The organism is Nostoc sp., from assembly GCF_036917535.1.
Taxonomy (GTDB): domain Bacteria; phylum Cyanobacteriota; class Cyanobacteriia; order Cyanobacteriales; family Nostocaceae; genus Nostoc.
Window position 1 is genome coordinate 55100 of record NZ_JBALDA010000107.1, and the last position, 12591, is coordinate 67690.

The 12591-nt window shown below is 42.8% G+C and carries 11 protein-coding genes and 1 pseudogene; 7 read left to right on the forward strand and 5 right to left on the reverse strand.

Features of this window, described 5'->3' with window-relative positions; genetic code table 11:
• The first annotated feature begins 348 nt into the window (after window positions 1–348).
• From tal to opcA, 4 genes are all read left to right on the forward strand, one after another.
• The gene (gene tal / locus V7K56_RS35210; protein ID WP_334918511.1) at window positions 349–1494 is read left to right on the forward strand and encodes a transaldolase; all 1146 of its coding nucleotides are present in this window, start codon (window positions 349–351) and stop codon (window positions 1492–1494) included.
• A 34-nt stretch (window positions 1495–1528) separates the two neighbouring features.
• On the forward strand, window positions 1529–1690 hold the full coding sequence (locus V7K56_RS35215; protein WP_334918513.1) for a histidine kinase: 162 nt from the start codon (window positions 1529–1531) through the stop codon (window positions 1688–1690).
• Complete coding sequence (gene zwf, locus V7K56_RS35220) at window positions 1683–3212, forward strand: glucose-6-phosphate dehydrogenase (RefSeq protein ID WP_334918515.1); 1530 nt, start codon at window positions 1683–1685, stop codon at window positions 3210–3212. Before V7K56_RS35215 ends, zwf begins: the two co-directional genes overlap by 8 nt.
• A 214-nt stretch (window positions 3213–3426) precedes the next feature.
• Complete coding sequence (gene opcA, locus V7K56_RS35225) at window positions 3427–4809, forward strand: glucose-6-phosphate dehydrogenase assembly protein OpcA (protein WP_334918517.1); 1383 nt, start codon at window positions 3427–3429, stop codon at window positions 4807–4809.
• A gap of 329 nt (window positions 4810–5138) precedes the next feature.
• Here opcA and V7K56_RS35230 read toward each other — a convergent pair whose 3' ends face one another.
• The 4 genes and pseudogenes from V7K56_RS35230 to V7K56_RS35245 form a co-directional block, all read right to left on the reverse strand.
• Complete coding sequence (locus tag V7K56_RS35230) at window positions 5139–7190, reverse strand: calcium-binding protein (RefSeq protein ID WP_334918519.1); 2052 nt, start codon at window positions 7188–7190, stop codon at window positions 5139–5141.
• A 125-nt stretch (window positions 7191–7315) separates the two neighbouring features.
• Window positions 7316–7579, reverse strand: a pseudogene (locus V7K56_RS35235) (CHASE2 domain-containing protein); the annotation flags it as partial.
• A gap of 551 nt (window positions 7580–8130) precedes the next feature.
• Complete coding sequence (locus V7K56_RS35240; RefSeq protein WP_334918521.1) at window positions 8131–8259, reverse strand: hypothetical protein; 129 nt, start codon at window positions 8257–8259, stop codon at window positions 8131–8133.
• Window positions 8260–8268: 9 nt separating this feature from the next.
• Window positions 8269–8904 (reverse strand): glutathione S-transferase family protein, encoded by a 636-nt coding sequence (locus V7K56_RS35245; RefSeq protein WP_334918523.1) that lies wholly within the window; start codon window positions 8902–8904, stop codon window positions 8269–8271.
• A gap of 231 nt (window positions 8905–9135) precedes the next feature.
• On the opposite strand from V7K56_RS35245, the gene V7K56_RS35250 reads away from it, so the two are divergent.
• The 3 genes from V7K56_RS35250 (at window position 9136) to V7K56_RS35260 (ending at window position 11973) form a co-directional block, all read left to right on the forward strand.
• Entirely contained in the window at window positions 9136–10593 is a 1458-nt protein-coding gene (locus tag V7K56_RS35250; RefSeq protein WP_334918525.1) for a cobyrinate a,c-diamide synthase, read from the forward strand.
• Window positions 10594–11031: 438 nt separating this feature from the next.
• Complete coding sequence (locus V7K56_RS35255; RefSeq protein ID WP_334918527.1) at window positions 11032–11589, forward strand: DUF6232 family protein; 558 nt, start codon at window positions 11032–11034, stop codon at window positions 11587–11589.
• 27 nt (window positions 11590–11616) lie between these two features.
• Entirely contained in the window at window positions 11617–11973 is a 357-nt protein-coding gene (locus V7K56_RS35260; RefSeq protein ID WP_334918529.1) for a hypothetical protein, read from the forward strand.
• 186 nt (window positions 11974–12159) lie between these two features.
• On the opposite strand, the gene V7K56_RS35265 is transcribed toward V7K56_RS35260, so the two are convergent.
• The gene (locus V7K56_RS35265; RefSeq protein WP_334918531.1) at window positions 12160–12582 is read right to left on the reverse strand and encodes a tellurite resistance TerB family protein; all 423 of its coding nucleotides are present in this window, start codon (window positions 12580–12582) and stop codon (window positions 12160–12162) included.
• Between the last annotated feature and the right edge of the window lie 9 nt (window positions 12583–12591).

Below are 12591 nucleotides of genomic sequence, written 5' to 3' on the forward strand. Positions count from 1 at the left end.
CCGTGCTGTACTAGTGTGAGAAGGCAGAGATAGGAGAAAAAAAGCTTGTAAATTCCGTTTTTGAACTTTTTTCGACTCAATAATTATTTTTGCCATTCTGCACCAGAAGATAGAGACAAAAGTATCAAGGATGCGTCTAGCCTATAGCATTAATTAAAAGTTAATCATGGTGATTTAGGATTGGGAATGCAGAATAGCACTTCTTGAAGATGTATTAAAGATTATCTCAGCTGGCTGATGCAATAAGTGATTGGCAACGCCACAATTCAAAAGTAAGCATCAAATTTTGATGAATTTTACCAACTTACTTAGAAACATCACTATACAGGAGTGAAACAAATTAGAGCTATGTCTACCAATCATCTACTAGAAATTAACCAATACGGTCAAAGTATCTGGATGGATAATTTGACCCGTGACATTATTCAATCAGGGGAACTCAAAGAACTGGTTGAAAATCAAGGAATTTCTGGGATTACCTCTAACCCAGCTATCTTTGAAAAAGCGATCGCAGGTAACGCTATTTATGATGCTGATATCGAAGCCGGAGTTCGGGCTGGCTTACCGACACACAAAATTTACGAATCCCTGATTTTTGCAGATATCCGTAATGCCTGTGATATTTTACGCCCTGTTTATGAAGCCTCGAATAGACTAGATGGTTATGTGAGTATTGAAGTACCACCAACCATTGCCCAGGATACTGAAGCAACAATAGCCGAAGCCCGACGCTATTTCCAAGAAGTTGATCGGGAAAATCTGATGATTAAAATTCCTGGTACAGAACATGGTTTGCCAGCAGTGGAACAGGCAATAGCCGAAGGGATAAATGTTAATATTACGCTGCTGTTTTCTATAGAAAGCTATGTAAACACAGCAATGGCATATATTCGGGGCTTAGAAAAACGGGTGGCTGAAGGTAAGGACATCAGTAAAATTGCTTCAGTCGCTAGCTTCTTCCTCAGCCGGATCGATAGCAACATTGACAGCAAGATTGATGCTAAGTTGAAAAAAGGCGTTGATGATATTGCCGTGGAAGCAAAGCTAAGAGCTGTTAAAGGAAAAATAGCGATCGCTAACGCTAAGATTGCGTATCAAGAATACAAGAAAATCATTAGAAGCGAGCGTTGGCAAGATTTGGCAGCAAAAGGGGCCACAGTACAACGGCTACTTTGGGCTAGCACCAGCACCAAAGACCCCAACTACAGAGACGTGATGTATATCGAAGAGTTGATTGGCCGTGATACCGTCAACACCGTACCACCAGCGACGATTAAAGCTTGTGCCGATCATTGTAACGTAGGCGATCGCTTAGAAACAGATGTAGATAATGCTTACACGCTGATCGAAAACCTCAAAGATCCCGACATCAACATCGATCTCGATAACGTAATGGATGAACTGTTAGTTGATGGTATTGACAAGTTTATCCAGCCCTTCCAGTCCTTGATGAACTCTTTAGAAGACAAGATCAAGGTATTGTCACCAGTGTAGGGACTGGGTATTGGGGACAAGGGGACAAGGGGACATGGGGACAAGAGCACAAGGGGGACAAGGGGGACAAGGGGACAAGGAGAATAACCCATGCCCCATGCCCCATGCCCAATGCCCAATGCCCCATGCCCCATGCCCCATGCCCAATCTCGAAATCCAAAATCCAAAACCCAAAATCCAAAATTGTTATGGTTAGTCTGCTAGAAAATCCCTTGCGCGTTGGTCTGCAACAACAAGGGATGCCCGAACCCCAGATTATAGTCATTTTTGGCGCTTCCGGCGATCTTACCTGGCGCAAACTAGTGCCAGCACTTTATAAATTGCGGCGAGAACGGCGGATTCCCCCAGAAATTACTATTGTCGGTGTGGCACGTCGAGAATGGAGCCATGAGTACTTCCGTGAACAAATGCAAAAGGGCATGGAAGAGGCACATCCTGATATCGATTTAGGAGAACTCTGGCAAGATTTCTCTCAAGGTCTGTTCTACAGCCCTGGGGATATAGACAACCCTGAAGGCTACCAGAAACTGAAAAACTTATTGAGTGAATTAGATGAAAAACGGGGCACGCGAGGAAATCGGATGTTCTACCTCTCGGTTGCCCCCTCATTTTTCCCTGAAGCGATTAAGCAGCTAGGAAGCGCCGGGATGCTAGAAGATCCCTACAAACATCGTCTAGTAATTGAAAAACCCTTTGGTCGAGACTTGGCTTCTGCCCAGAGTCTTAACCAAGTGGTACAGAAATTTTGTAAAGAAAACCAAGTATACCGCATTGACCACTACTTGGGTAAAGAAACAGTTCAGAATTTGTTGGTGTTTCGTTTTGCCAATGCAATTTTTGAGCCGTTGTGGAATCGTCAATTTGTTGACCACGTACAAATTACCGTAGCAGAAACCGTGGGAGTGGAAGACCGGGCTGGTTACTATGAAAGCGCCGGCGCACTACGGGATATGTTGCAAAATCACCTCATGCAACTTTACTGCTTAACGGCGATGGAAGCACCCAACGCAATGGATGCCGACAGCATCCGCACAGAAAAAGTCAAGGCACTCCAAGCTACCCGTTTAGCGGATGTGCACAATCTGTCGCGGTCAGCAGTCCGCGGTCAGTATAGTGCTGGCTGGATGAAGGGTCAAGCAGTGCCAGGGTATCGGACAGAACCAGGTGTTAATCCCAACTCTACCACACCGACCTACGTCGCCATGAAGTTTTTGGTAGATAACTGGCGCTGGAAAGGTGTGCCTTTTTATTTGCGTACCGGAAAGCGGATGCCGAAAAAAGTCAGTGAGATTGCCATTCACTTCCGCGAAGTTCCATCTCGGATGTTCCAATCTGCCGCACAACAAACAAACGCCAATATTTTGGCTATGCGGATTCAGCCGAATGAAGGTATTTCCCTGCGTTTTGATGTGAAAATGCCAGGGGCAGAATTCCGTACCCGTTCCGTTGACATGGATTTTACTTATGGTTCCTTTGGCATTCAAGCAACATCTGATGCCTATGATCGCTTATTCCTAGATTGTATGATGGGCGATCAAACATTGTTCACCCGCGCGGACGAAGTAGAAGCAGCTTGGCAGCTAGTAACGCCAGCCCTTTCCGTTTGGGATGCACCCGCCGATGCAAATACTATTCCCCAGTACGAAGCTGGTACCTGGGAACCAGCAGAAGCAGAATTCTTAATTAACCAGGATGGTCGTCGCTGGCGCAGACTGTAAATATTAGTCATTAGTCATTGGTCATTGGTCATTAGTCATTAGTCATTAGTAAAAAAATAAAGGATACCTAACAAATGACAAAGCGCAAAGTCTCTTGTGTTCGCGTAGCGTCTCGAAGAGAGGTTTCCTCCGAACAGAACTTTGTAAGAGAGGACAAAGGACAAATGACGAATGACAAAATCCAAAATCCAAAATCCAAAATCCAAAATTTCCTATGGCTCCCCAAGCTTCTACAATTTATTCACTTCAGGCACCAAAAGATATTTCGCTTGACGAATTAGATGCGGAACTGAATCAAATTTGGCAAAGTTACGGCATTACTGGCAAAGACGGTGGCCTTCCTGCTGCTACTCGCGCCACAACATTTACCTTAGTGGTTTACGAACCCGAAGAAACCCAGTATCTTTTGGCTACTTTGGGATTTTACAACGGCCCGCTTGATGGGATTTTAGGGCCTCAGATGGAAGCTGCCTTGCGGCAAGTGCAGACAAAATATGCACTGCTAAATACTGGAACAGCAACACCTGAAACCGTTGCTTTCTTGAGAGAAGAATTCATTAAACGTCAAGGAAACGGGGCTACGGGAGACAATGGTTCTATTGAACTTCCCAGCTTAAGCTTAAATGCCCCAAGCCCTAGAATTGCCGATGAAATCGCCCTCCGCAACCCTTGCCGGATTATTGCCCTATTTCCCATTACTGGCGAAGATAAAGGGGTCAAAGCTCAAGTTTCTGCCTATTGCCCTATCCAAAAGCAATCGTCAAGTACACTAGTTTGCTGCGAATACATAACTCTCAGTGGAACTGCTGCTGCCTTGGAACGGGTAGGGGGCATGATTCCAGCATTGTTAATTGGCGGCTTACCAAAGTTTCTCTGGTGGAAAGCAACACCAGACCCCAACAATACTCTATTCAAGCGGCTGGCAGCAGTTTGCAATAATGTAATTGTCGATTCTTGCCGCTTTAACGAGCCAGAAAGTGATTTACTCCGCCTCCAAGAATTGGTGGAAAGTGGTGTTCCCCTGGCTGACCTCAACTGGCGTCGCCTCTCAGCATGGGAGGAATTGACAGCTGAAGCTTACGATTCACCTCATCGTCGGGTTGCCCTTCGAGAAGTTGATCGAGTAACTATTGATTACGAAAAAGGCAACCCCGCACAAGCATTATTGTTTTTGGGTTGGTTGGCAAGTCGTCTAGAATGGCAGCCAGTTTCCTATCAAAAGGAAACCGGAGATTATGACATCACTCGCATTAACTTTATTGCCCAAGACCAACGGCAAATAGAAGCCGAATTAGCGGGTGTTCCCCTTGCTGATGTGGGTGAAATTGCTGGCGACTTGATTGCTTTGCGCCTGAGTTCGACTAATCCAAATGCAGACTGTGGTACAGTAATTTGCTCGGAAACTGGTGGTTGTATGCGGATGGAAACCCACGGCGGTGCTCAATCTGCTGGTCTGTTTCAACAGGTGACTTCACTTTCAGAACAAAAGGCAGAAGCATTGCTGAGTCAGCAGGTACAACGCTGGGGTCGTGAGTCACTTTTTGAAGAAAGTCTGGGAGTGACAGCGAATATTATTAAATTGGAAACAAATAGTTAGTTTCGCCTGGAAATTATAAAATTTACCAAAATTGCGAAAATCAACCATAACCCCTTCAGATTTTTGGATATTTCAATAATCTGAAGGGTTTTTCTATTTTCCTTCTAGTAAGTCAGTAGTTTGGATACATGGCTACGGCAACCTATACCACTTCGTGGAAGCAAGCTACATGTAGCGTCTTTGACACTACCAAACAATATTCCTAATACTTGAAATGTTGGCATTTGTCTTAAATAAAACAAGCATAAACAGCAAGCACCCACCGTAGGCGATCACCAACATCTCATCGAGAAGATTGGTAGTTTGCTAGAGAGATTTCTAAATCCTCATCAAGTTTGGATTACAAAGTCTGATGCAGTCAGTGATGGGTTGCCGGTGAGATTAGCAAACAGCGATCCCGTTCCCAAGCCAGCCGCAAGTCCATTTTGATTGTAGAACAGAGATCCGCTACTTTGGTTGTAAACAATTTTGGCTGCACTGATGGCCGCCGCGGCGTCGTTAGTAACGATCGCAAATTCATTATTCAGGCTAAATCCATTACCAGCTGAGCTTTGTAAGGCTGTGAATGTGGTTTTATCTAGAATGATTTTATCACTCGCTTTTTGGAAATCTGTAATCCGATCAATGGCGATCGCTGTACTGTTAAAGGCAGCATTGGTATTGTAAAGGAAGAAATCGCTGCCACTACCACCGGTTAAGATGTCATCACCAGCCCCTCCAATCAAGATATCATTACCACTTCCCCCAATTAGCGTATCCTTGCCGCCTTCTCCGTTGAGAGTATTATTTCTGGTGTTGCCCGTCAGAATGTTGTCGAGAGAGTTGCCAGTCCCATCAGTTCCTGTTTCTAGCAAAATTAGGTTCTCTAGGTTAGCACCCAAGGTGTATCCCTGGGCGGAAGTATAAGGGGCTTGAACAGTATCGATTCCTTCGCCTGCATTCTCGATAATAATGTCATCATTTAAATTACCCACAATGTAGGTGTCGTTGCCAGTGCCGCCCCTGATTACATCTTTGCCTGAACTGGCAATCAGGGTGTCATTACCAGCACCACCTTCGAGAGTGTCATCTCCATTACCACCGTCAAGAGTGTCATTACCAGCACCACTATTCAAGATATTTTTACCTTGATTGCCAGTTAACTGATTATTCAGGCTATTGCCAGTCCCATTAATTGCCCCTGAACCTGTGAGAATCAAGTTTTCTAGGTTTGCTCCCAGAATGTAAGTAATAGAGGCTTTAACTGTGTCAATTTCGGTACTGAGTGTAGAGGTTTCAGTGACAATATCTCCGGTGCTGTCAACAATGTAAGTATCGTTACCAGTGCCGCCAGTCATGCGATCATTGCCAGCACCCCCATTGATAGTATCGTTTCCAGCGCCACCATTGATAGTATCGTTTCCAGCGGCAGTATTGATAATGTCGTTTCCAGCGCCACCATTGATAGAGTCGTTTCCAGCAACAGTATTGATGGTGTCATCTTTGCTAGTACCTATGACCGTGAACTGTTCAATATTATGGAAACCAATGAAATCCAAGCGAGTGCTGTCTGTATTGCTGACTTGTCGTATGGCAAATCCATAAGTGCTACTACCAACAAAACGCATACCAGTGCCGGTATCGCCAACGGAATAGTCCACAATCAGACGGTCAATACCATCATCACCATAGACGGTATCACCATCGTTGATACTTCCACCACCCAATCCGGCGTTAATAGTGTCATCGCCAGCACCAGTTTTGATTAGGTCATTAGTCCGAAGGACAGCACCGTTAACAATTCCACTATGGGTAACAATGTCGTTACCGCTGCCTGTAGTGATAGAAAATCCCTCAAAATTGATGGCAGTGACAACACCAGAAACATTGATATTTGAGAGGTTGGAAAGGTTGAGGTTAGATGTTTGTGTGGAGAGGTCAAGGGTGAGGTAGTCTAAGCCTGAACCACCATCCAAAGTGCCAGCAACAGCAGTTACATTATCATTGCCAGCACCAGCTTTAATTACATTGTTTCCATAGTATGTTTTGATGGTGTCATTTTTGCTAGTACCTGTGACGGTGAACTTCTCAATATTTTTGAATTGGACATCATCTAATGATAGGGTGTTTGGAACACCGCTAGATCGATAAGCAGAGCCTGTGCCTGAATTGGCGTAGTTGCTATAAAAATCCATACCACCGCCTGTATCAGCAACAGAGTAATCTAAAATCAGGTGGTCAAAGCCTTCACCACCATCAACATACTCATACTTACCTAGTCCAGGGTTAATGGTGTCGTTACCAGCACCAGTTAGAATGGTGTCATTGCTACGAAATACTGTGCTGTTCACAAAAACTGGTCTGATAACAGTGTCGTTGCCGCTACCTGTAATAATTTCCATGATTTTATGTGTGTGTCTTTAATGTGGGTAAACGTGATAACTCTAGTAGGTATTTCGCAGTCAAATCTCATAAATTACGCAAACTACCGAATTCTTTGTACAGGAAAGCGATCACACTTTGTCTTTCAAGAAACACATTTGGTGGAGTGAGAAATAGGAATAAGTTCCAAACCAAGAGCCTGAGCTTTTTGTCGGAGGTTTTTGAGAATCAGTTCCTGGTATTTTTGCTCACTGATTATGCTAGGTTGATGCTGTTTTATGCGCTCGATAGTTTCAGCTAGTTTACCATCAGATATAGGATAACCCAAGTGATTGATATCCTTTTCTGTAGCTTCAACTATTAACAATCGAGAATCTACCCCTTCATAGGGACGCATTCTCATCAACCAGTCGAAAGCTTGAAATTATAAAGGTTGTAATAAACCAAAAGACCACACTCCTATCACCATCATCGCTACCAATAAACCAGATAAAATTACTCCTCCTTTACCAATATCTTCGCTAAAAAAAGAGTATGAAGAAATAGGGCTGACGTAGTAGAGTTGTTGTCTGTCACAACAACAACTCAGAAACTACTCTTCAGCCCATGCCAGATATCCTATCACTGTTACAATGCCTGTTACCGCAGATCAACGCTACAACTATGCGGCAGTTGAACCAGATCATTTGGCTTTGTAGTTTGTTATTTGTTTGGCACTATTCAGAGATACAGCGATACAGCAATTACTCAACTAAATAAAGTTAATAATGTTAATTAGTTGATCATGAGTTTATGCCTTAAACCACTTGACCATCTCCGCACAAAATCCTTACGATGCAAGTATTTTGGATTGACGAACATGGAGATTATCCAATTACATCGCTTTAAGATTGGATATGAGCAAGCAACAAGTCCACATAATATCCCTTATGTTCACTAATATCATGGGATTGCTATGAATCATACTGCTGATATCAATTCACCTGTCCCAGTAATTTTTCGATCTTCTAAGAAAGAATGGGCAATTAAGTTGAGAATTTCAACTTTTTCTACAGGAGAAGGATTTAGGGTAAGGACTTTTAGATTCATCTAAGAAGTCTATTGAAAGGATAGGTCGTATTCGCCTCCACGCTCAAGAGCGTGTTTGTAAGCAGGTCGCTCATGAATGCGCTCGACAAATTCTTTGAGCTTTGCCCGGTTCTTGACCTCTTCGGGGAGCGTAGCGACTATTTCCAGGGGAAAGCTCATTTGGATATCGGCGGCGGTAAATTCATTGCCTGCAAACCACGTATTTTTACGGAGTTCGCCTTCTATGTAGTCAAAGTGAAGTTTGATCTGCGGCGCGACGAATCCGCTAACCACACTGCTGTCCCCTGCCCCGAAATTGTTCAATATCACCCGCATCACCAGTGGTGGCATTGCCGAGCCTTCGGCGTAATGCAGCCAATACTTATATCGCAGATACTCTGGCGTACCGGAGGCTGGAACTAGCCGACCATTACCGTAGCGATCAACTAGGTATTCGATAATTGCACCCGACTCAGCGATCGTCAAGTCTGCATCTGTGATTACTGGTGACTTGCCGAGGGGATGGACTTGGCGCAGCGATTCCGGTGCCATCATCGTCTTTGGATCGCGTTCATAGAATTTGATCTCGTATTCGATACCTAATTCCTCAAGCAGCCACAACACACGCTGCGATCGCGAGTTGTTAAGATGATGCACAACTATCATAAAACGTTCCTCTTTTGGTAGCCTATTGTTATCTGACTCTTGGCTAATTTCCAACTATACTATTAGACTTTTTCAGCCTTACTCCCCTAATTGGCTGGTTTTCTTGTTTCTAACTGGTATAAGTTTGAGTTAGTCGGTTGGAAAAACTGGTGTATCTGCTTTTGCAAAAAGTGACGATAGACACGCCAATAATCAAATAGTTGCTGCATAAAAACCTAATTTGTTTAATTTATGGCTTTAGTCATTGCTGGGGAACGTAGTGGGGTGGGTAAGACAACAGTCACGCTCACCCTTTTAGCATCTTTACGCCGTCGCGATCGCCAGGTGCAATCTTTCAAGGTAGGGCCAGACTACATCGATCCGATGTTTCATCAACACGTAACTGGTCGTGCTTGTCGCAATTTAGACCCCGTATTGACTTCTGAAGCCTATGTTCAGCAATGTTTTGCCCATCATAGCCAACTTAGTGAATATGCCCTAGTGGAAGGGGTAATGGGATTGTTTGATGGAGTGAAAGGGAGTGAGGAGGGAGCAGGGGAGCAGAGGGGCAGAGGAGCAGAGGAGGAGAAGAACAATGCCCAATGCCCAATGCTCAATGCCCAATCCCCCACTGATTTTGCAAGTACAGCACACATCTCACGGCTTTTAGATTTGCCTGTGGTGTTGGTGATTGATTGCAGTCGTTTATCTGGTTCTGTAGCTGCGATCGCTCACGGCTATCGATCTTTTGATCCCCGAATTAAAATAGCTGGGGTAGTATTAAATCGTGTTGGCAGCGATCGCCATCTCTCTCTTCTCAAAGATTCCCTAGAACCTTTACAATTACCCATTCTTGGCGTGCTGCGGCGTCAAGATAACATCACAATTCCCGATCGCCATTTGGGTTTAGTACCCACAGCCGAACTCTCCGAACTCAACGCTTTAATTGATCGCCTCGCCGATTTAGGAGATACTTGCTTTGACTGGCAACGCTTATTACCTTTGTTAAAATCAGAACCCTTTTCTTTTTCTACTTCATCCTCCTTATCTCCGTCATTCCCAGTTAGGATTGCAGTAGCCCGCGATCGCGCTTTTAATTTTTACTACCAAGACAATCTCGATTTGCTGCAACAGCTTGGTGCAGAATTGGTTTTCTGGAGTCCCTTAGAAGATGCTGGTATACCAAAAGATATCCAGGGAATGTATTTTGGCGGTGGTTTCCCAGAAGTTTTTGCCCAGCAACTAGCAGAAAATACCAGCGTTCGTGATGCAGTGAAAACGGCAATACTTAAAGGAATGCCTACGGTTGCTGAATGCGGAGGATTGATGTACTTGTGCGAGCAAATTATCGATTTTGAGGGTAAATCTTGGTCAATGGCGGGAGTGCTACCAACATCTGCCGTGATGGGTGGACGTTTAACTTTGGGCTATCGTCGTGCTGTAGCTTTGCAAGATAATTTGTTAGTTAAGGCAAATACAACTGTTTACGGACATGAATTTCATCGTTCCCATTTAACCTTAACTCCCACTCAGCCACTATTTGAAACTTCTCGCTACGATTGTGAAGAAAATATGGGATGCGAAGGATGGGGTTTACCTGCAAATATTTATGCTTCTTATGTTCATCTGCATTGGGGAGAAAGTAGAGAAATTCCTCAGCAGTTTCTTAAAGAATGTCTAAAGGTAGCAATTTTAGGAATATGTATTTAAGCCCATACAGTTCAGATAAGCTCAAAACCCAGTTATCACGTCTTTCAAGACCAATTATCTACACCAATAACCCTTAACCCAAACGTATGGCAATACAGTTCAGTTAAGAATTTTTTCTCTTCTCTCTGTTTCGCGCCAGTTGCTAAAGAGCGGGAACGCTAAAAGCTTGGCTGATAAAACTTCCTTATGCTTGTTTACCCTGGTACCCTTGCAGGTATGATCCACACCAAATAAAAATGTTTGGTACGATACATTTTTTGTTAACACTCCCTCAACTGGTTTTGACTCTACTTCCCAGAAAGATTGTAAAATTTTTCAGTCTACTGGCCTTAGAAATACCTTTAATGTCATAATATATAAGTCCATACTTAGAACTTACTGAAGTGTGCGTATCTAACTAATAATTCATTTTAATTTTCAAATATTAATAAGCTACAAATGATTATCTTTGATTTCTTAAAAATAAATGATGATAACAAAACCGTTAAGAAGCCGGACTTTATAGAATTCTCTAAACAGACGGTTAGATTTGGAGATTCAATTTACCAACTAAAAAACGTTACTGGTTTTGCAGTTGGCGCTATTTCTAAGAAACCTATACCGTGTTTTGCAGTGATCCTGTTTGCTTTAACTGGTCTTTTGATTTGTTATATCATTTCTCAACTTAATCCTGAGAATTTTGATCCTTATTCTTATAATCTAATTAATTGGCTTTTTATTATTGGAATTGGACTAATAGGATTAGCTATTATAATTACAATAAGTCACTTTTTACAGGTTCAAAGATATGGATTTACTTTATATCTAAATTCTGGACAAATTAAACATTTTATTAGTGCTGATCAAAAATTTTTGAGTAAAATAGTGTCAAGTCTATACAAATTGCTAGAAGGATCGGTAGATGGTGTAACAGTTAATTGGCAAGACAAATCAGTCACAATTCACGGCGATATGCAGGGGATTGTTTCTATGGGTGAAGGTACTACAATTAATTAAAAATATTGATTTGAAACTGACAAGCTTATGATACAGGATAGGTCTACTCAAATTTTTGGTAATTTTAAAGGTGTTTTAAGTACGGGAGATAATTCGATCATCAATCAAAATAAAATAATTAACTCAAATAATTTAATTGATGAGCTTCAAAATATTCTTGAGGATTTAGCAACAAGATATTCAGTGGCTTCTTTTTTAGAAAGGCAAGCTATTCTAAAAATGGAAATCCGGCAAAAATTGAAGAGTAATCCAACATTTAGAGATCGTTTCATCAACGCTTTAAAAGCAGGAGGAGTAGAGATGGTAAAAGTCTTTACCAACAATCCATTTGTAAGTGTTCCTCTAGAGACAGTGAAAGGTTGGATTGAGGCAGAAGCTGATTGAGTAAAGGTATGGGATTTAAGCAAGCGCAAAACCCAGTAAGGAAAATTACAGTAATTTCCAGGTAATAAATAGCTATAAAAATTACTTAAACAAGTGCGGATGTTTTCGAGGGGATGGGGACAAAGAGACACAAAAAGGCAGTGAGATAATTCACCGCCTCCTCTTGGATTAACTTATAAATCGATGTTAGTTTTGGACTTCAACCCAACGGCGGTAAAGCTTTTGAATTTGTTTGAGAAGGGCAGTAGGAGCTGATTGAGTTGACTCATTCGGCTTCGCTATATCCTGCAATTGCGTCAGGAGTCTGGCTTCTTCAACGGCAACTTCACCATCGCTATAAATTAAGCCACTGATGGCTTCAATCAAATTTTCACAATCTTCAAGACTGGGGCGATCGCCTAAATATTCTCGCACCCAGTCGTAGCATTCTTTTGGCTGCACAGGAACTAATTCGTACAGCCAAGGCTTAATTTCTGGGTCATTGGCTAAACCTTTGGCTTGAGCTATTTCGCGGAGATATTGCCGTTCTTCTGGCTGGATTCTGCCATCGATCCAGGCTGCTCCAATCAGGATTTTAACTAAGTTTTTCACATTGTCAGGGGAAACCATTGCTGCCTC

Bases quoted from the DNA above. Each gene is read 5' to 3' on its own strand.
- tal (WP_334918511.1), top strand. From the start codon at position 349: ATGTCTACCAATCATCTACTAGAAATTAACCAATACGGTCAAAGTATC.
- V7K56_RS35215 (WP_334918513.1), top strand. From the start codon at position 1,529: ATGGGGACAAGAGCACAAGGGGGACAAGGGGGACAAGGGGACAAGGAG.
- zwf (WP_334918515.1), top strand. From the start codon at position 1,683: ATGGTTAGTCTGCTAGAAAATCCCTTGCGCGTTGGTCTGCAACAACAA.
- opcA (WP_334918517.1), top strand. From the start codon at position 3,427: ATGGCTCCCCAAGCTTCTACAATTTATTCACTTCAGGCACCAAAAGAT.
- V7K56_RS35230 (WP_334918519.1), bottom strand. From the start codon at position 7,190: ATGGAAATTATTACAGGTAGCGGCAACGACACTGTTATCAGACCAGTT.
- V7K56_RS35240 (WP_334918521.1), bottom strand. From the start codon at position 8,259: ATGAATCTAAAAGTCCTTACCCTAAATCCTTCTCCTGTAGAAAAAGTT.
- V7K56_RS35245 (WP_334918523.1), bottom strand. From the start codon at position 8,904: ATGATAGTTGTGCATCATCTTAACAACTCGCGATCGCAGCGTGTGTTG.
- V7K56_RS35250 (WP_334918525.1), top strand. From the start codon at position 9,136: ATGGCTTTAGTCATTGCTGGGGAACGTAGTGGGGTGGGTAAGACAACA.
- V7K56_RS35255 (WP_334918527.1), top strand. From the start codon at position 11,032: ATGATTATCTTTGATTTCTTAAAAATAAATGATGATAACAAAACCGTT.
- V7K56_RS35260 (WP_334918529.1), top strand. From the start codon at position 11,617: ATGATACAGGATAGGTCTACTCAAATTTTTGGTAATTTTAAAGGTGTT.
- V7K56_RS35265 (WP_334918531.1), bottom strand. From the start codon at position 12,582: ATGGTTTCCCCTGACAATGTGAAAAACTTAGTTAAAATCCTGATTGGA.